The organism is Ewingella sp. C233, from assembly GCF_055407225.1.
The window spans coordinates 2,498,471-2,516,790 of record NZ_JBUZRI010000001.1 but is presented as its reverse complement, the minus strand read 5'-3'; the positions used below and the strand labels follow the sequence as shown (position 1 = coordinate 2,516,790).

The following is an 18,320-nucleotide window of genomic DNA, read 5'->3' as shown; positions in this document are numbered from 1 at the left end:
GCGGGAGTGGACTGCGCGTTGAACCGCATGGCCCAAAGCCCCTATAATCGGGTTCATTTTTTATAAAACGATAGAGAATTGACGTGGCGAAGAATATCCAGGCCATCCGTGGCATGAACGATTACCTGCCGGAAGATACCGCGCTGTGGCAGAAGATCGAAGGCATCCTTAAGCAGGTGCTGGGTAATTACGGATACAGTGAAATCCGTATGCCGATTGTAGAGCAGACCCCGTTATTTAAACGCGCCATTGGTGAAGTGACCGATGTTGTGGAAAAAGAGATGTACTCCTTCGAAGATCGCAACGGTGAAAGTCTGACGCTGCGCCCTGAAGGAACGGCTGGCTGCGTGCGCGCCGGCATCGAACATGGTCTGCTGTACAATCAGGAACAACGTCTGTGGTACATCGGTCCGATGTTCCGTTACGAACGCCCACAAAAAGGCCGCTATCGTCAGTTTAACCAGCTGGGTGTCGAAGTTTTTGGCCTGCAAGGCCCGGACATTGATGCTGAGTTAATCCTGCTGACCGCCCGCTGGTGGCGTGCTTTGGGGATTTCTGAGCATGTTGCGCTGGAGCTGAACTCTATCGGTTCTCTCCAAGCCCGTACGGATTACCGTGAAGCACTGGTGGCGTTTCTCGAGCAGCATAAAGACAAGCTGGACGAAGACTGTAAACGCCGCATGTATACCAATCCGCTGCGCGTTCTGGACTCTAAAAATCCTGACGTGCAGGCGTTGCTAAACGACGCACCGGAACTCGCTGATTACCTGGATCCTGAATCTAAAGAACACTTTGCTGGTCTTTGTGAACTTTTAGAGCAAGCAGGTATCCCATATACGGTAAATCAGCGCCTTGTTCGTGGTCTGGATTACTACAACCGCACTGTATTCGAATGGGTAACCACCAGCCTTGGCGCACAGGGCACCGTTTGTGGCGGTGGCCGTTATGATGGTCTGGTCGAACAGTTAGGTGGCCGCGCAACGCCTGCCGTGGGTTTTGCGATGGGTCTTGAACGTTTGGTGTTATTGGTTCAGGCAGTGAATTCTGATTTCAAAGCGTCTTCCACCGTGGATGCGTATGTGATTTCTTCGGGAGCGGGTACTCAGGGTGCTGCCATACAATTGGCTGAATCGCTGCGCGACACGCTGCCAGAATTAAAAGTGATGACTAACTACGGCGGTGGCAACTTCAAAAAACAGTTTGCCCGCGCTGACAAATGGGGAGCGCGTGTCGCTCTGGTATTAGGTGAAAACGAAGTCGCGGCCGGGCAGGTAGTCGTTAAAGACCTGCAAAGCGGTGAGCAAGAAACGCTGGCGCAAAGCGAACTCGCTGCGCGTCTGGCCTCGATGATAGGTTAAGGAGAAGGACCACGTGGAAGTCTATACCACTGAAAACGAACAGGTTGACGCCGTACGTCGTTTCTTTGCTGAAAATGGAAAGGCATTGGCGATAGGCGTTGTGCTGGGTATTGCTGCATTGGGTGGCTGGCGTTACTGGCAAACCCACCAAAGTTCAGAGATGACCGAAGCTTCCGTTGCCTTCCAGCAAGCCAATCAGGCAATGACGGATAAAAAAGCGCAAGGCGTTGAAGATCTTGAGAAGTTTGCCCAGAGCAATAGCAACAATTACGGCGTGTTTGCTGCGCTGCAGCTGGCTGACCATTTTGTTGAAGCCAAAGATTTTGCTAATGCCGAAAAGCAACTGATGCAGGCGCAGAGCCAGACGAAAGAAGAGAACCTGCTGTCGCTGGTTAACCTGCGTTTGGCGCGTGTCCAGATGCAACAAAACAAATTCGATGACGCCCTCAAAACGTTAGATGGCGTGAAGGGTGAAGGCTGGGCGGCACTGCAACAAGATGTTCGCGGTAATGTCCTGCTGGCGAAAGGCGATGCTAAAGGTGCTCGTGAAGCCTACAGCAAAGGTCTCGATTCTAAACCTTCTCAAACGCTGCAAAACATGCTGCGTATGAAATTGAACAACTTATCCAGCTAAGGGGAACCCCGATGCAATTGCGTAAAACACTCTTGGTAGGATGGGTTTCTGTTGCCCTGCTGAGTGGCTGTTCTTTGTTTAACAGCGAAGAAGATGTCGTCAAGATGTCCCCGTTGCCGAAAGTTGAAAATCAATTCACTCCGACGAAAGTCTGGAGCACCTCCGTCGGTGACGGTGTAGGCGATTACTACTCGCATCTGCGCCCGGCCTGGCAGGACAGCACTATTTACGCGGCCGACCGTTTTGGCATCGTGAAAGCACTGGATGCTGACAGCGGTAAAGAGAAGTGGAAAGTAAACCTGTCTGAAAAGACCGGCTTCTTCTCCAGCAACAACTCAGCACAGCTTTCCGGCGGTGTCACTGCTGCGGGTTCGCATGTCTATATCGGCAGCGAGCAGGCTATCGTTTATGCACTGAACAGCAGCGACGGTACCGTTGCGTGGCAGACCAAAGTTGCGGGCGAAGCACTTTCACGCCCGGTGGTCAGCGACGGACTGGTACTGGTTCACACCGGGAACGGTATGCTACAAGGGCTGAGCGAAGCTGACGGTACCATTCAGTGGACCGCTAACCTTGATATGCCAACGCTCTCTCTGCGTGGCGAATCTGCTCCAGCTACCGCATTTGGCGCTGCCATTGTTGGTGGTGATAGCGGTCGTGTAAGTGCAGTGTTGATGAAAGAAGGCCAGCTTATCTGGCAGCAACGTATTTCTCAGCCAAGCGGCGCGACTGAAATCGATCGTCTGAGCGATGTCGACACCACTCCGGTTATCGTTGATGGCGTAGTCTATGCGCTGGCTTACAACGGCAATTTGGTAGCGATGGATCTGCGTTCTGGCCAGGTTATGTGGAAACGTGATGTCGGTTCTATTAACGACTTTATCGTCGATGCGGGCCACATCTATATGGTTGATCAAGATGATCGTGTAATGGCACTTGATACACAGGGTGGCGTAAGCCTCTGGCGTCAAAGCGATTTATTGCACCGTAACCTGACAGCCCCAGTGCTGTATAATGGTTATATTGTGGTCGGTGATTCAGAAGGTTATCTGCACTGGATCAACACCACTGATGGTCGTTTTGTCGCACAACAGAAAGTTGACAGCTCCGGTTTCCTCGGCGCGCCAATTGTTGCAAGTGACAAACTGGTTATCCAGGCGAAAGGCGGTGAGGTTTACTCCTTCACCCGCTAATTTTGCTGACAGCAACTGGCCTTTGGTTGACGTTAACCGGGCTTAAAAACGGCTCCTGAATAGCTCAGGGGCCGTTTCGTATTCTGAAAACTGCGCAGGCGATTGCGAATGTTTGCGACGTAACAAATTGAATTATGGTGTTTTGCGGGTTTTCCCCGCGCTGTAACTCTTTATGATTTGCTATAACTTTTTGCTATAAAAACAGAGGCTTCAAAATGATACCTGTCGTCGCGCTGGTTGGGCGCCCGAATGTGGGTAAATCCACTTTATTTAACCGTTTGACCAAGACGCGTGATGCGTTGGTCGCGGATTTCCCGGGGCTAACGCGTGACCGCAAGTATGGTCGTGCTGAAATTGAGGGTAACGAATTCATCATCGTTGATACCGGCGGTATCGACGGTACAGAAGACGGCGTTGAAACCCGTATGGCAGGGCAGTCGCTGCTGGCTATCGAAGAAGCTGACATTGTGCTGTTCATGGTGGATGCACGCGCGGGCCTGATGCCTGCAGATCAGGGCATTGCCCAGCATCTTCGCAGCCGTGAAAAAGCCACCTTCCTGGTTGCTAATAAAACCGATGGTCTGGATCCGGACAGCGCCGTGGGTGATTTCTACGCGTTGGGTTTAGGCGAAGTCTACCCGATTGCGGCTTCTCATGGCCGTGGTGTCGCGCAGTTAATTGAGCACGTTCTGGTACCGTTCGTGGGTGCCAAACCAGAAGAAGTTGAGCTGACAGAAGAAGAAGCCAACGCCGCTTACTGGGCAGAGCAGGAAGCCGGTCTCGAAGAAGATGAGATCCCGGCCGACGTCGAAGATGATTTCGATCCACGTTCTTTACCGATCAAACTGGCTATTGTTGGGCGTCCGAACGTAGGTAAGTCAACGCTTACTAACCGTATTCTGGGCGAAGAGCGCGTCGTGGTTTACGACATGCCGGGTACCACCCGCGACAGTATTTATATCCCGATGGTGCGTGACGAGCGTGAATACGTTCTGATTGACACCGCCGGTGTGCGCAAACGCGGTAAAGTGACTGAAACCGTTGAGAAATTCTCGGTTATCAAAACCCTGCAAGCGATTGAAGATGCTAACGTGGTCATGCTGGTTATCGATGCCCGTGACGGCATCTCCGATCAGGATCTTTCACTGTTGGGCTTCATCCTCAATAGTGGGCGCTCACTGCTGATTGTAGTGAACAAATGGGATGGCATGAGCGAAGATGAACGCGCTCAGGTTAAAGACCAGCTGGACCTGCGTCTTGGTTTTGTCGACTTCGCACGTATTCACTTTATCTCTGCCCTGCACGGCAGCGGTGTGGGTAACTTGTTCGAATCCGTGATCGAAGCTTATACCTGCGCGACCACGCGAGTGAGTACTTCCATGCTGACCCGTATCATGCAGATGGCCGCTGACGATCACCAGCCACCGCTGGTTAACGGTCGCCGCGTGAAGCTGAAATATGCCCACGCCGGGGGTTATAACCCACCTATCGTGGTTATCCACGGTAATCAGGTGAAAGATCTGGCTGATTCCTACAAGCGCTATCTGATGAACTACTTCCGCCGCTCATTGAAAGTGATGGGGACACCGATCCGCATCCAGTTCAAAGAGGGTGAGAACCCGTATGAAGGCAAGAAAAACACGCTGTCGCCGCACCAGCAGCGTAAGCGCAGACGCCTTCTGCAGCATCTGAAGAATAAGTCGTAAAATCCGCAAGGTGCATGAAAATGCACCTTGTTTATTTATGCGAAACAATGATCCGAGCAAAATATGAGGAGCGATTTGATGGAAGCACATTGCCCGCAATGCGACCTGCCCATGCAATGGGTAAGCGGTCACTTTCACTGTGAGCCCTGCCATGCGGATTTCCAGCAAAGGGTATTATGCCCGGACTGCCAGAAACCCCTGCAAACGCTGAAAGCCTGCGGCGCGGTGGATTACTTCTGTCAGAACGAACATGGCATGGTTTCTAAAAAGCGTGTGCTGTTCAGCTACCTCCCTTACCGCGCCTAGTTATCAGGAGAGGCTGATTTCCACAGTTCGACCAGTTCTTCTGGGAGCTGGCTTTCGGGAATGATCAGCACCAGGCTGCCGGACTGACCGGATGCCGCGTACTGAATTTCCAGCCGGTAATAGCGCTTATCGCCGCGTCCAGCCTCTTCAGCGGGTTTAGCGTACGGTAGCGACTGATTAATCAGCTGGCAAATTTCACGGCGTTTATCGTCGCTCATTCCGGCCAGCGCCACGCGGCGCGGCCCGTTGAGTTTCGGAATAAACGCCATTCCACCTTCGCGGTACATCTCTATCACAGCACTGCTGTCCAGCGCGTCCAATGGTTTCATTCATATCACCCCAACGTGCTCCCAGGCTTCCCGCACTGCCTGCCCGACGGTGCTGTCAAAACGCTTTTCAGCATGGGCAATGGTTTTCTGGGCAAAGGTAGCAAAGTCGGCATCCTGCGGCAGTGACTTGTCGCACACCGTGTCATACCACGCGTATCCGGCCCGCTCCCAGGCGTTACCGCCCAGTTTAGTGGCCGCCAGATAAAAGGCGCGATTAGGGATGCCGGAATTTATGTGCACACCGCCGTTATCATCGCGGGTATTCACATAGCCTTTCATATCGGCAGGCTGCGGATCTTTGCCCAGCAGCGGGTCATCGTAGGCGGTACCGGGGTGGGACATTGAGCGCAGTCCGGTGCCATGAATTCCTTTTGCGAGTAAGCCCTCACCTATGATCCAGTCAGCCTTGTCAGCGGTCTGTTTCAGATGGAATTGCTTAACCAGCGAACCAAACACGTCAGACAGTGACTCATTCAGCGCGCCGGATTGCCCGCTGTAAACCAGACCGGCTTCGCTTTCGGTCACGCCGTGCGACAGTTCGTGTCCAACCACGTCGATGGCAATGGTAAAGCGGTTAAAAATCTCACCGTCGCCGTCGCCAAACACCATCTGTTGGCCGTTCCAGAAGGCGTTCTGATAGCCTTTGTCATAGTGAACGGTACCGAGCAGCGCCAGCCCTTTGTTGTCGAGAGAATTGCGCTGGTACGCCAACCAGAAGAAATCGTAAGTGACACCGAGATAGTCATAGGCTTCATCCACCGCAATATCACCGTTGCTGGGCTGATCTTCTTTGCGAACGGATTCGCCCGGCAGCGTGGTGGTATTTTTGGCATCATAAATATCCCGTTCCACCTGACCTGCTTTCGCCGTTTTCGTGGTGTCGGATTTGGCATAAGGCTTCGCCATCAGCGTGTTGACGTGTAACAGGGTCTGACGTGCGCATTGCTTTTGCGGTTCAGAGCCGCGTTCGATGATGCGGCTAAGCATGTAGGGCGGGATAACGCTGTTGTGACGTTTCGCTGAACGATGATTCATCGTGAATCTCCTTATCAGGAATCACCCGAAGGTGAAAGAAAGGTGTTCTGATTGTCTGATACTGAAAGGCGGCTAATGAATCGCCGTGTGATCAGTATAGGCGTGCTCTGCGTCATACTCCCTGAAGATAAGATTTATCTGTCCGGCTGCGGGTCATACAAATGGTGGGGATGCGGCACCGTCTTGCGTCCGGAGGCTTTTCTGACCGAGTTACGTACCACCAGTTTTCCCTGTAATAACTGCGCTGTGAAAGGCGCATCGGGGCGAAGCATTCGTCGTTGCAGCAGGGCGATTGCCTCAGCGCCCAGTTCGTCGCGCGGGACATGTACGGCAGTCAGCGGAACGTCGTGAATTTCTGCCAGATTAAATCCGTCGGTGCTGATGACGCTGATATCCACCGGCACGGATAACCCTCTTTGCGCCAGCGCCGCCATGACGCCCGATGCCATAAAATCCCCTCCGGCCAGAATCGCCGTCGGCAGCGGTTGTCCGGCGGGCAAAGCATCCAGAAAGTCCAGCAGCGCCCGTTCGCTCTCCTGCGCGCCAAATCCGGATGTATTCAGCAAATGCTGAGTATCACTGAAGGTCTGATGATGACGGGAGAAGGCCTGTCTGATACCAGTCAGGCGCAGTTCCATCGTATGACGGCGCAGACATTGCAGCGTGACGATCCGCGTATGTCCTTGCGAAAACAGATAATCGCAGGCGAAATCTCCCATTGTCTGATGGTCCGGGCTGACGCTGTCGAGGCGCATGTGGCGGTCATAGCAGTTGATCAGTACGCAAGGTTTGCCGATTTCAGCGGCGAGCTGGTGAATGTGTGGATCGTCGATACCGACCAGTAGCGCTGCTTCGGTCAGCGGATCGCTCATTTTGGCGATAAACAGCGCAGCATCCGCATTCTCCTCTTCCATCGCACAATAACGGACGCGGACTTCATGGTTGGCGGTCGTCGCCAAAACGCCCTGGATCACTTTGTAGTAAAAAATATCGCTGCGCACATCGAACGCGCGGGCAGGGGCAAAAATCATGATGTTATTGAGCATCAGCCTCCCAGCCGAAAGCCCGTTCAGAATGCCCTGTGATTTTGCGCACGCCAGAACCTTTTCGCGGGCCTTACTGCTGGTGTTGCTTTTTCCGGCCAGAACGCGCGAAACGGTGCTGATCGACAGCCCCGTTTGGTCGGCAATTTGCTGTATTTTCAGCTTTCCGTTCAAAGTGTGATCCCGTTCAAATTTGAAAATGAAAAAATTCTCACAAAATATAGAGGCCGTATTATCAGGCTTTATTGCCAGAAATTAGCGTCTCTAGGTTATAGCGTGAAAGTTCTTGCAAAGAATCACGTTCCGCTCACAAATCAGTCTGCTTACAGTCGTCGAGGGTACTCTACATAACACATCGCCAGCAGCCATCGGGCTGACCGGTGGGGAGAATATGCATGACGATTGAGATCAGTTCCGGCGCTGTCACGGCCGGTCGTCGTAAAATTAAAGCCTTACGCTGGTGGATGCTGGCGCTGTTTCTGCTCGGGGTAACGGTGAACTACATCACCCGCAACTCTTTGGGTTTACTGGCCGCCGAACTGAAAACCAGTTTGGGTATGACCACCGAACAATACTCCTACGTCGTCGCGGCGTTTCAGGCGGCCTACACCATATTCCAGCCATTGTGCGGCTGGCTGATTGACGTCATCGGGTTGAAGCTCGGTTTTCTGATCTGTGCGTCTATCTGGGCCGTGGTCTGTATGCTGCACGCCGGGGCTGGGAGTTGGGTTCAGCTGGCGATCCTGCGCTTCTTTATGGGCAGCGCTGAAGCGGCTGCCACACCGGCCAACGCCAAAGCCATCTCTGACTGGTTCCCGCGTAAAGAGCGTCCGGTGGCGGCAGGCTGGGCGGGGGTCGGTTTCTCTATTGGCGCGATGCTGGCTCCGCCTATCATTCTGGTCGCCCATCTCTCCTTTGGCTGGCGCGGCGCGTTTCTGTTCTGCGGCGTGCTGTCGATGCTCTGGGTTTTGCTGTGGTGGAAGTTTTACCACTCGCCGGAAACCCATCCCAATCTGAGCACGGAAGAGCTGGCGTTAATCCGTCAGGACAACGAGCCGCAACAGACGCGTCTGCCGTTTATCAAGTCGCTGAAAATTGTCTGCAAAAACAAGAAATTCTACGGCATCGCCATTCCTGCTTTTCTGGCTGAACCGGCGTGGGCTGTCTTCAGCTTCTGGGTGCCACTTTATCTCGCCAATGAGCGCGGGATGGATTTAAAACACATTGTCATGTTCGCCTGGCTCCCTTTCCTGGCGGCCGATCTCGGCAGTATCGCCAGCGGCTATCTCACTACGCTGTACCGCAAAGTGTTTGGTTGCACCCGAATTAATTCCATCGTTGCCAGTTCGGTCACCGGCGCATTCATGATGCTCTCGCTGGCGCTGGTGGCCGTCACCCAAAGTCCATACGCCGCGATTGCGCTGATCTCCATCGGCGGCTTCGGCCATCAGGTGATCTCCTGCATGTTGAGTGCGGTGGTGGTGGAAACCTTCGACAAGAATCAGGTAGCCACCGTCAACGGCATGAGAGGTTCATCGGCGTGGATCGCCAGCTTCTTGTTTTCACTGTTGATCGGCGCCGTTGCCGACAATATTGGGTTTAATCCGCTATTTATCGCAATGGGATTTTTTGACCTGATCGGGGCGGTATTCCTGATTGCCCTGATAGCAGAACGCCGCAGTCCGGCAGACAAAAGGAAAAGTGCATGAAAACGTTAAAACATTGGGTGCTGGCTGCGCAGGACGCGGCGGGCGTTGAGCTGCTGGTGGACGGGCAACATATTTTCTGCCTGCGCGTATTGGAGCAGGGCCTGTTCAGGGTGGTGATTAAACGCCGGGGTGAACTGGCACTCGACCGCACCTGGAGTATTGCCCCGGCAGAGGATGTGCCATGGGAAGGTCGTGACCGGTTGAGCAACGCCGGTTTCAGCCTGCCGGGCTTTACGCTCTTGCAGCAGGAAAATCAGTTGATGATCACCAGTGACAAACTGCGCGTCACCGTGCATCAGCCGCTGTGGTTAGAGTGGGAATACAAAAGCGCGCAGGGCGAATGGCTGCCGCTAGCCAGCGACCGTAAAACTGGCGCTTATATGCTGTCAGTAAAAGGCGACGGATCGGCGCATTATCAGCGCCGTCATGCCGGAGAAAATTATTACGGGCTAGGCGAAAAAGCCGGAGATCTCAACCGTACCGGCCGCCGCTTTGAAATGCGCAATCTCGATGCGATGGGCTATAACGCCGCGAGTACCGATCCGCTGTACAAACATATTCCCTTCACGCTGACCCGCCGTGATGACGTCAGCTTTGGCTTGTTCTACGACAATCTCAGCAATGTCTGGCTGGATCTCGGCAAAGAGCTTGATAATTACCATCTGCCATACCGCCGGTTTAGCGCGGAAGCGGGCGATCTCGATTACTACCTGTTCCTCGGCCCGACGGCGCTCGGCGTCACTAAGGCGCTGGTGCGCCTGACGGGTAAAACCACGTTTGGCCCGAAATGGAGCCTCGGTTACAGCGGTTCCACCATGTACTACACCGATGCGCCGGACGCCCAGCAGCAGCTGATGAAATTCATCCATCTGTGCAGCGAAAACCAGATCCCCTGTGACTCATTCCAGCTCTCGTCGGGATACACCTCGATTGGCAACAAACGTTACGTTTTCAACTGGAATTACGACAAAGTACCGCAGCCCAAGGCGATGTCACAGGCGTTTCTTGATGCGGGGATCCGTCTTGCCGCCAATATCAAACCCTGCCTGTTACAGGATCACCCGAAATACGCACAAGTGGCTAAAGAGGGGCTGTTTGTCCGCGATTCAGAAACGGATGCGCCGGAACGTTCGGTCTTCTGGGATGATGAAGGTTCGCATCTCGACTTCACTCATCCGGCGGCCGTGCGCTGGTGGCAAAATGGCGTGACCACGCAGTTGCTGGAGAACGGCATCGGCTCCACCTGGAATGACAACAACGAATATGAAGTGTGGGACAGCGACGCGCGCTGCCACGGATTTGGCAAATCCATTGCCATCAAACATATCCGTCCGGTGATGCCGCTGCTGATGATGCGCGCCTCGTTTGAAGCGCAGCAGAGATTCGCGCCGCAATCGAGGCCCTATCTGATTTCCCGTTCCGGTTGCGCCGGGATGCAGCGCTATGTGCAAACCTGGAGCGGCGACAACCGTACCAGCTGGCAAACGCTGCGCTACAACACCCGTATGGGACTCGGCATGAGTCTGTCCGGTTTGTATAACGTCGGGCACGATGTCGGCGGGTTCTCCGGCGACCGTCCGGATGAAGAGTTGTTTGTGCGCTGGGTGCAAAATGGCGTCATGCATCCACGCTTTACCATCCACTCCTGGAATGAAGACGGTACGGTTAATGAGCCGTGGATGTACGGTGAAAGTACCGCACTAATCCGTGAAGCCATCGCGTTGCGCTACCGCCTGCTGCCTTATTTCTACACGTTGCTGTGGCAGGCACACAGCGACGACGAACCGATGCTGCGTCCGACCTTCTTAGACCATGAGCATGACCCGAAAACCTTCGCAGAAACCGATGATTTCCTGCTGGGGCATAACCTGCTGGTGGCAAGCGTGGTAGAGCAGGGCCAGCGTCAGCGCGAGGTTTATCTGCCCGATAACGGCATAGGCTGGTGTGATTTTTACAGCGGGAAGTGGTTTGCAGGCGGGCAGAATATCACCCTCGATGCACCGTTGAACCGGTTGCCGTTGCTGGTCCGCGCCGGTGCCGCACTGCCGGTCTCCGGGCGTCTGGCCTATGTGGATGTGAATAAAGACACGCAGCGTGCACTGCATATTTTCCCGGCTCCGGCAGAGGGTTCGTCTTCAGGCATGTTGTTTGAAGACGACGGTGAAAGTCACGGCTGGAAAGCGGGGCGCGCTCTGTGGCTGAACTGGGAGATTGTCAGCAATGCGCAACGCATCGATATCACCTTCACTCAGCGGGGTGAATTTAAACCCGCGTGGAAAAGCCTGAGCATGGTGCTGCCGGAGGGGGAAGAGCGCGAAGTGTGGGTAAACGGGGAGCGGACTGAAAGTTATTCGATTTAATCGTAAACCGGGGCCGGGATCAGGCCCCTTTTACCGTACCGGTCATACTTCGATCCGCCAGTGCGTTGGCGGCTCGAATTATTTAGGCTGAGTACTTTTCCGCGTTTTCTTCTCAAGTTGAATTGACGTCACTTCACTTTCAATCCAGCCATCGGCCAGACGGGTTTTTAACGTGTCGCCCGGTGCGGTCTGGGTGGTTTTCTTTAACAGTTCACCTTTAGGTGTTGTCGTTACGCTATAGCCGCGCGCCAGTGTTGCCAGCGGGCTGACGGCTTCCAACTGGGCACAGGCGGTGCCAAAACGCTGGCGGCTGCCGGACAGCTGCGCGCTCAGCGCCTGTTGCAGGCGATACTGTAACTGCTGAATTTTCTGCTGAGCACGGTGAATACGCGGCTGCGGCTGCTGTTGATTCAGACGTTGTTGCAGACGATCGGTGCGGCGCAGCATCTGGCGTAGCTGGTTTTGCATCGCTTCATCCAGACGGCGGCGCAGTTTAAACAACGCCGTTTGCTGACGCGCCAGGCGCAGATGAGGGTGCTGCTGTTGCAGACGATGATTGAGCCGCGTAAACCGCTGCGTAAGCTGCGCGAGGTAGTAGTCCATCGCCATTTCGAGGCGCTGCTGCTGCGACTGAATCTGACGCAGCAGTTCCAGCTGATTGCGACTGATAAGCTCGGCGGCGGCCGAAGGCGTTGGCGCGCGGAGATCCGCCACAAAATCGGCAATGGTGACGTCGGTTTCATGGCCGACGGCACTGACAATCGGGATGGCACTTTTGAAGATTGCCCGCGCTACGCGTTCGTCGTTAAAACTCCACAAATCTTCCAGCGAACCGCCACCGCGCCCGACGATTAGCACGTCCACTTCCTGACGCGCATTGGCCAGTTCAATGGCTCGCACGATTTGCATCGGCGCATCTACGCCCTGTACAGCCGTCGGGTAGATGATCACCGGCAGCGACGGATCACGGCGTTTGAGTATGTTTAACACGTCATGCAGTGCGGCCCCGCTCGATGAGGTGATCACGCCAACGCATTTGGCCGGAGAGGGCAGAGGCTGCTTGAACTGCGCATCGAACAGCCCTTCGGCTGCCAGTTGCTGTTTCAGCAGATCGAATTTTTGCTGCAACAGACCGTCACCGGCTTCCTGCATACTTTCGGCAATCAGCTGATAATCACCACGCGGTTCGTACAACGTAATGGTGGCGCGCACCAGAACCTGCTGGCCGTTTTGCGGGCGGAAGGTTGTGCGGCGGTTGGTGTTGCGGAACATCGCGCATTTGACCTGCGCCCGGTCATCTTTCAGGGTGAAATACCAGTGACCGGAAGAAGGTTGGGAGAAGTTGGAGATCTCGCCTGAGAGCCATACCTGGCCCATTTCGTTCTCCAGCAACTGTCGGACCGTCTGATTGAGGCGGCTTACGGTAAAAATCGGTGGGGAAGAAGGTAGCGACATGTGATCCAGATCAAATTCAAAAACAGAGACTTAATCGAACGATACTACATGCACGAAACAGGTAATCAAGAAGTTTCTCAAAATAGTTCTGGTCGCAATGCCTGCTCACCTGTATACTCCCGCTGCAATATTTTCTCCTTTCCGCATCCACCTTGGTGAGATATTGCCCATGCTACGTATCGCAAAAGAAGCACTAACGTTCGACGACGTCCTCCTTGTACCAGCCCACTCCACAGTTCTGCCCAATACTGCCGATCTAAGCACCCAGTTGACCGCTAAAATCCGTCTGAATATCCCTATGCTGTCCGCAGCGATGGATACCGTGACTGAAGCGAATCTGGCGATTGCTCTCGCGCAGGAAGGCGGTCTGGGATTCATTCACAAGAACATGTCTATTGAACGTCAGGCCGAAGAAGTTCGCCGCGTTAAAAAGCATGAAAGCGGCGTGGTTGCTGACCCGAAAACGGTCACCCCTTCCACCACTCTGCGTCAGGTTAAAGAACTCACCCAAATTAACGGCTTTGCTGGCTACCCGGTTGTCACCGAGCAGAACGAACTGGTGGGTATTATTACCGGCCGTGACGTGCGCTTCGTGACCGATCTGGAACAGCCCGTGACCGCAGTGATGACCCCGAAAGAGCGTCTGGTGACGGTCAAAGAAGGCGAATCGCGCGAAATCGTTTTGCAGAAAATGCACGAAAAACGCGTTGAGAAAGCGCTGGTTGTTGACGCGCAATTCCACCTGCTCGGTATGATCACCGTTAAAGACTTCCAGAAAGCCGAACGTAAACCTAATGCCTGTAAAGATGAGCAGGGCAGCCTGCGCGTTGGTGCGGCGGTTGGCGCGGGTGAAGGCAACGAAGAACGTATCGACGCACTGGTTGCGGCGGGCGTTGACGTGCTGCTGATCGACTCCTCACACGGTCACTCCGAAGGCGTGCTGTCACGCATTCGTGCGACCCGTGCAAAATACCCGGATCTGCAAATTATCGGCGGCAACGTGGCGACCGGCGCAGGCGCGCTGGCACTGGTTGAAGCTGGCGTAAGCGCAGTGAAAGTCGGTATCGGTCCTGGCTCTATCTGTACCACTCGTATCGTGACCGGCGTGGGTGTACCACAAATCACCGCCGTCTCCGACGCTGTGGCAGCACTGGAAGGCACGGGTATTCCGGTTATTGCTGATGGTGGTATCCGCTTCTCTGGCGATATCGCCAAAGCTATCGCGGCGGGCGCAAGCTGTGTGATGGTCGGCGGAATGCTGGCAGGTACCGAAGAGTCTCCGGGTGAAATCGAGCTGTATCAGGGGCGTTCATTCAAATCTTACCGCGGCATGGGTTCTCTGGGCGCGATGTCCAAAGGCTCTTCTGACCGCTACTTCCAGAGCGATAACGCCGCTGACAAACTGGTACCGGAAGGTATCGAAGGTCGCGTGGCGTACAAAGGTCATCTGAAAGAGATTGTGCACCAACAAATGGGCGGTCTGCGTTCATGTATGGGGCTGACCGGCTGTGCTACCATCCTTGAGCTGCGCACCAAGGCTGAGTTTGTCCGCATCAGCGGTGCAGGGATTCAGGAAAGTCATGTCCACGATGTGACGATCACGAAAGAATCGCCGAATTACCGTATGGGTTGATAGTTTCCAAGACAGCGAGCCATGCGCTCGCTGTCTGCTTTTAAAGTACTAACGAAAATTTAACCTGTTGTTTTAACGCTTTTATTGCTTTCTGGAAAACGCCCCCTCATGAGCGAAAATATTCACAAGCACCGTATCCTGATCCTCGATTTCGGCTCCCAGTACACCCAACTTGTTGCGCGCCGCGTGCGTGAACTGGGTGTCTATTGCGAACTCTGGGCCTGGGACGTAACCGAAGCCCAAATCCGCGAATTCAACCCGAACGGGATCATCCTGTCCGGTGGCCCGGAAAGTACCACCGAGCATGATAGCCCGCGTGCGCCAGACTACGTCTTCGAAGCCGGTGTCCCGGTTTTGGGCGTCTGCTACGGCATGCAAACTATGGCCATGCAGTTAGGCGGCCATGTTGAAGGTTCCAACGAACGCGAATTTGGTTATGCGCAGGTTGAAGTTCAGACTGAGAGTGCCTTAATCCGCGACATTCAGGACGCCCTTAGTGAGAACGCCAAACCGCTGCTCGACGTCTGGATGAGCCACGGCGATAAAGTCACCGCCATCCCGTCCGATTTCGTGACCGTTGCCAGCACCGATACCTGTCCGTTCGCCATTATGGCCAACGAAGAAAAACGCTTCTACGGCGTACAGTTCCACCCGGAAGTGACGCATACCCGTCAGGGCCTGCGCATTCTGGAACGTTTCGTGATGGACATCTGCCAGTGCGAAGCGTTGTGGACACCGGCTAAAATCATCGAAGACGCCATTGAGCGCCTGCGCGTGCAGATCGGTGATGACCACGTGATCCTCGGCCTGTCCGGCGGCGTTGACTCCTCCGTCACCGCAATGCTGTTACACCGCGCCATCGGCAACCGCCTGACCTGCGTGTTTGTGGATAACGGCCTGCTGCGTCTTAACGAAGCGGATCAAGTGCTGGATATGTTCGGCGACCGTTTCGGTCTGAACATTGTTCACGTGGCTGCGGAAGAGCGTTTCCTGACTGCCCTGGCCGGTGTTGATGAGCCAGAAGCCAAACGTAAAATCATCGGGCGCGTATTCGTTGAAGTGTTCGACGAAGAAGCCTGCAAGCAGGATGCCGTTAAATGGCTGGCGCAGGGCACTATCTACCCTGACGTGATCGAATCTGCGGCCTCTGCCACCGGCAAAGCGCACGTGATCAAGTCACACCACAACGTGGGTGGCTTGCCGAAAGAAATGAAACTCGGTCTGGTTGAGCCACTCAAAGAGCTGTTCAAAGACGAAGTGCGTAAAATCGGTCTGGAACTCGGCCTGCCATACGACATGCTTTACCGTCACCCGTTCCCGGGCCCAGGTCTGGGCGTGCGCGTATTGGGCGAAGTGAAGAAAGAGTATTGCGACCTGCTGCGCCGCGCTGATGCCATCTTCATTGAAGAGCTGCATAAAGCCGACCTGTACAACAAAGTCAGCCAGGCCTTCACCGTCTTCCTGCCAGTGCGTTCCGTTGGTGTCATGGGCGATGGTCGTAAATACGACTGGGTGGTATCTCTGCGCGCAGTCGAAACTATTGATTTCATGACCGCGCACTGGGCGCACCTGCCGTACGATTTCCTCGGCCGCTGCTCCAACCGCATCATCAACGAAGTCGACGGTATTTCCCGTGTGGTGTATGACATCAGCGGTAAACCACCGGCGACGATCGAGTGGGAATGATCAGGAACACCCTGAGCTAAACCCAATAAAAAACCCGCTTCGGCGGGTTTTTTACATTTAGGATGGGCCATCCTGAAAACAAAAAGGCAACCCATTGAAGGCTGCCTTTATGACGGCGAATTTACTTCTGTGGTGCAGGGTTGAATTGCACAACGTCAGTGGCGAGGCTATCGACTACGCCTTTCAGATCATTCAGGGTGACTTTCTGAGTATCGTTAGAGACTTGTTTACCCATGCCTTTACGTACCACCTTCACGACTGTTTTGCCGGTACTTGAATCAATCAGTTCTGCTTCGAAATACAATTCGGTATCACGCGTACGGTGTCCGCTGGCAGTTTCTGCGCCGGCAACCACTAACGCGACCGGGATCACTTCATAGAATTGCAAACCTTCAGCTGACGTATTTGCACCGGTGATTGCGCCTTTAAAGATCAAAGTACGTGGACCAGGATGGTTGGTGATCGTCATACGCTGAGCAATCGCAGGCTTGATGCGGCTGTTCGCGTAATCCAGAACACCCTGCAAGGTCTGCTGATCAATCTGAGCCGTTGGCTGAGGCTTTGGATAGAACGTGATTGGCTGGTAATCAACGTAAGAGTAATCAGAGGCTTTAAAGGAAGGATCTACCCAGCGCAGCACGGTTTTACCTGACGGCGTTTTGGTTTCTTTCAGGCCAGAATAATCACCGAGGAAGCCCGAATATTTTTCTGGTTTAGTGATCTGGCTGGTACAACCGGCAAGCATCACCGCACCCGCGACCAGCGCTACCTGCAAAATTTTAGTTGTTTTCATTGGTACCCTTAAATGTGAGTGGCGTAATAAATTATGTATAGCACCGATACCGAAATTCACCCCTTCAAAACAGCAAAACGGTGAGATCCGCACAATAGCAAAATAAACCCTTGCCCCGTTCATCAACTTTTTATTTCTTTGATATAGAGACATAAAAAAAACATTGCCAGTTGTGACAGGCTTCGAAAAAAGCGATAAAGAAAGTTCGAGTTATTTATTTTATGATGTGAAATAAATTATTTTTATTCATCTTTTTGATTATTAAAGATTTAAATTTTCTCTGGCGATTCCTTTAGCACAAATTGAACCAATTCGACATATTATCCCTCATTATCGTGTTGTATCATGCCGACGTTTCTTTACATATCGGCTACTTTTATAACAACGATGCGCATAAAAAATCATTCCTCACGCATCGTTAAAGCCGGTAGGTAACACCGCGTACAACCATTGAATTGTGCACTTTACTCACCCTTCGGGGTGACAGCGTTGGTAAACAGGGCCGTGGCCCACGGATATCCGTTCATCCGGCAATACGCTGTTTTTTAGGAGAAAATGCAATGTCAGATACCCCTTCGAAGACGCTGCGCGTCAGCGGCGTTTCCCGTCGTCGCTTATTGGGATTTATCGGTGTCGGGCTGGTCAGCAGCCTGATGATGCCGGTTCCGCTCAAAGCCTTTGCTGCCGACGGCCAACCGTCTCCGGCAGATCTTGATAAATTTATGCGGGTTTCCCGCGCCCTGACCAGTAAACGCCATCTCAACCCGGTGATTGGTCAGCGTCTGTTTGGCGCCATTTTGCAGCATAAACCGGATGTGATGACGCAGCTGGCGTTGTTGCAAACGCTGCCTGCGGGCGCACCGTCGGGCTGGACTGCGCCGCAGCAGGATATTGCGCGTCTGATCCTGCAAGGCTGGTATTTGGGGCAGGTGGGGGAAGGGGCTGATATTGCCGTCGTAACTTATGAAAAAGCGCTGATGTTTGACGCGGTATCCGACGTTCTGGTGATCCGTTCTTACTGTACCAATCGTCCCGGATACTGGGCTGCCAAGCCTGATGTCGCGCTTTAATTAAGGAAAA

General features: G+C 53.8%; 15 protein-coding genes. 10 read left to right on the top strand and 5 right to left on the bottom strand.

Features of this window, described 5'->3' with window-relative positions; translation table 11 throughout:
* The first annotated feature begins 83 nt into the window (after positions 1-83).
* The 5 genes from hisS to ACZRKO_RS11380 all read left to right on the top strand — a co-directional run bounded on the left by hisS (position 84) and on the right by ACZRKO_RS11380 (position 5,197).
* On the top strand, positions 84-1,358 hold the full coding sequence (gene hisS, locus ACZRKO_RS11400) for a histidine--tRNA ligase (protein ID WP_463737281.1): 1,275 nt from the start codon (positions 84-86) through the stop codon (positions 1,356-1,358).
* A 13-nt stretch (positions 1,359-1,371) separates the two neighbouring features.
* Entirely contained in the window at positions 1,372-1,992 is a 621-nt protein-coding gene (locus ACZRKO_RS11395) for a YfgM family protein (RefSeq protein WP_463737280.1), read from the top strand.
* Positions 1,993-2,003: 11 nt separating this feature from the next.
* Complete coding sequence (bamB, locus tag ACZRKO_RS11390; protein WP_463737279.1) at positions 2,004-3,185, top strand: outer membrane protein assembly factor BamB; 1,182 nt, start codon at positions 2,004-2,006, stop codon at positions 3,183-3,185.
* A gap of 215 nt (positions 3,186-3,400) precedes the next feature.
* Complete coding sequence (gene der / locus ACZRKO_RS11385; RefSeq protein WP_463737278.1) at positions 3,401-4,891, top strand: ribosome biogenesis GTPase Der; 1,491 nt, start codon at positions 3,401-3,403, stop codon at positions 4,889-4,891.
* A 78-nt stretch (positions 4,892-4,969) separates the two neighbouring features.
* Positions 4,970-5,197: a zinc ribbon domain-containing protein gene (locus tag ACZRKO_RS11380; RefSeq protein ID WP_463737277.1), complete on the top strand. Its 228-nt coding sequence runs from the start codon at positions 4,970-4,972 to the stop codon at positions 5,195-5,197.
* Here ACZRKO_RS11380 and ACZRKO_RS11375 read toward each other — a convergent pair.
* From ACZRKO_RS11375 to ACZRKO_RS11365, 3 genes are all read right to left on the bottom strand, one after another.
* Positions 5,194-5,526, bottom strand: coding sequence for a protealysin inhibitor emfourin (locus ACZRKO_RS11375; protein ID WP_463737276.1), 333 nt, complete (start codon positions 5,524-5,526; stop codon positions 5,194-5,196). The genes ACZRKO_RS11380 and ACZRKO_RS11375 overlap by 4 nt on opposite strands.
* A complete protein-coding gene (locus ACZRKO_RS11370) occupies positions 5,527-6,561 on the bottom strand; it encodes a M4 family metallopeptidase (protein ID WP_463737275.1) in 1,035 nt (344 codons plus the stop codon).
* Between the two features lie 134 nt (positions 6,562-6,695).
* Positions 6,696-7,778, bottom strand: coding sequence for a LacI family DNA-binding transcriptional regulator (locus ACZRKO_RS11365; protein WP_463737274.1), 1,083 nt, complete (start codon positions 7,776-7,778; stop codon positions 6,696-6,698).
* A 221-nt stretch (positions 7,779-7,999) separates the two neighbouring features.
* On the opposite strand from ACZRKO_RS11365, the gene ACZRKO_RS11360 reads away from it, so the two are divergent.
* Together ACZRKO_RS11360 and ACZRKO_RS11355 are read left to right on the top strand one after the other, a co-directional pair.
* A complete protein-coding gene (locus ACZRKO_RS11360) occupies positions 8,000-9,313 on the top strand; it encodes an MFS transporter (protein ID WP_463737273.1) in 1,314 nt (437 codons plus the stop codon).
* Entirely contained in the window at positions 9,310-11,673 is a 2,364-nt protein-coding gene (locus ACZRKO_RS11355) for a glycoside hydrolase family 31 protein (protein WP_463737272.1), read from the top strand. The genes ACZRKO_RS11360 and ACZRKO_RS11355 overlap by 4 nt, the downstream gene beginning before the upstream one ends.
* Positions 11,674-11,751: 78 nt before the next feature.
* On the opposite strand, the gene xseA is transcribed toward ACZRKO_RS11355, so the two are convergent.
* Positions 11,752-13,128, bottom strand: coding sequence for an exodeoxyribonuclease VII large subunit (xseA, locus tag ACZRKO_RS11350; RefSeq protein WP_463737271.1), 1,377 nt, complete (start codon positions 13,126-13,128; stop codon positions 11,752-11,754).
* 169 nt (positions 13,129-13,297) lie between these two features.
* Here xseA and guaB point away from each other — a divergent pair, with 169 nt between their 5' ends.
* The gene (gene guaB, locus ACZRKO_RS11345; RefSeq protein WP_463737270.1) at positions 13,298-14,761 is read left to right on the top strand and encodes an IMP dehydrogenase; all 1,464 of its coding nucleotides are present in this window, start codon (positions 13,298-13,300) and stop codon (positions 14,759-14,761) included.
* A gap of 108 nt (positions 14,762-14,869) precedes the next feature.
* Entirely contained in the window at positions 14,870-16,447 is a 1,578-nt protein-coding gene (gene guaA / locus ACZRKO_RS11340) for a glutamine-hydrolyzing GMP synthase (RefSeq protein ID WP_463737269.1), read from the top strand.
* Between the two features lie 121 nt (positions 16,448-16,568).
* On the opposite strand, the gene ACZRKO_RS11335 is transcribed toward guaA, so the two are convergent.
* Positions 16,569-17,240, bottom strand: coding sequence for a DUF3313 domain-containing protein (locus ACZRKO_RS11335; protein ID WP_463737268.1), 672 nt, complete (start codon positions 17,238-17,240; stop codon positions 16,569-16,571).
* A gap of 560 nt (positions 17,241-17,800) precedes the next feature.
* Here ACZRKO_RS11335 and ACZRKO_RS11330 point away from each other — a divergent pair.
* Positions 17,801-18,310 carry a sugar dehydrogenase complex small subunit gene (locus ACZRKO_RS11330; RefSeq protein WP_463737267.1) on the top strand — a complete coding sequence of 170 codons (510 nt, stop codon included), beginning with the start codon at positions 17,801-17,803 and terminating at the stop codon, positions 18,308-18,310.
* The last annotated feature ends 10 nt before the right edge of the window (positions 18,311-18,320 follow it).

Bases quoted from the DNA above. Each gene is read 5' to 3' on its own strand.
- der (WP_463737278.1), top strand. From the start codon at position 3,401: ATGATACCTGTCGTCGCGCTGGTTGGGCGCCCGAATGTGGGTAAATCC.
- ACZRKO_RS11335 (WP_463737268.1), bottom strand. From the start codon at position 17,240: ATGAAAACAACTAAAATTTTGCAGGTAGCGCTGGTCGCGGGTGCGGTG.
- xseA (WP_463737271.1), bottom strand. From the start codon at position 13,128: ATGTCGCTACCTTCTTCCCCACCGATTTTTACCGTAAGCCGCCTCAAT.
- ACZRKO_RS11360 (WP_463737273.1), top strand. From the start codon at position 8,000: ATGACGATTGAGATCAGTTCCGGCGCTGTCACGGCCGGTCGTCGTAAA.
- ACZRKO_RS11375 (WP_463737276.1), bottom strand. From the start codon at position 5,526: ATGAAACCATTGGACGCGCTGGACAGCAGTGCTGTGATAGAGATGTAC.
- ACZRKO_RS11330 (WP_463737267.1), top strand. From the start codon at position 17,801: ATGTCAGATACCCCTTCGAAGACGCTGCGCGTCAGCGGCGTTTCCCGT.
- ACZRKO_RS11370 (WP_463737275.1), bottom strand. From the start codon at position 6,561: ATGAATCATCGTTCAGCGAAACGTCACAACAGCGTTATCCCGCCCTAC.
- guaA (WP_463737269.1), top strand. From the start codon at position 14,870: ATGAGCGAAAATATTCACAAGCACCGTATCCTGATCCTCGATTTCGGC.
- guaB (WP_463737270.1), top strand. From the start codon at position 13,298: ATGCTACGTATCGCAAAAGAAGCACTAACGTTCGACGACGTCCTCCTT.
- ACZRKO_RS11355 (WP_463737272.1), top strand. From the start codon at position 9,310: ATGAAAACGTTAAAACATTGGGTGCTGGCTGCGCAGGACGCGGCGGGC.
- bamB (WP_463737279.1), top strand. From the start codon at position 2,004: ATGCAATTGCGTAAAACACTCTTGGTAGGATGGGTTTCTGTTGCCCTG.
- ACZRKO_RS11380 (WP_463737277.1), top strand. From the start codon at position 4,970: ATGGAAGCACATTGCCCGCAATGCGACCTGCCCATGCAATGGGTAAGC.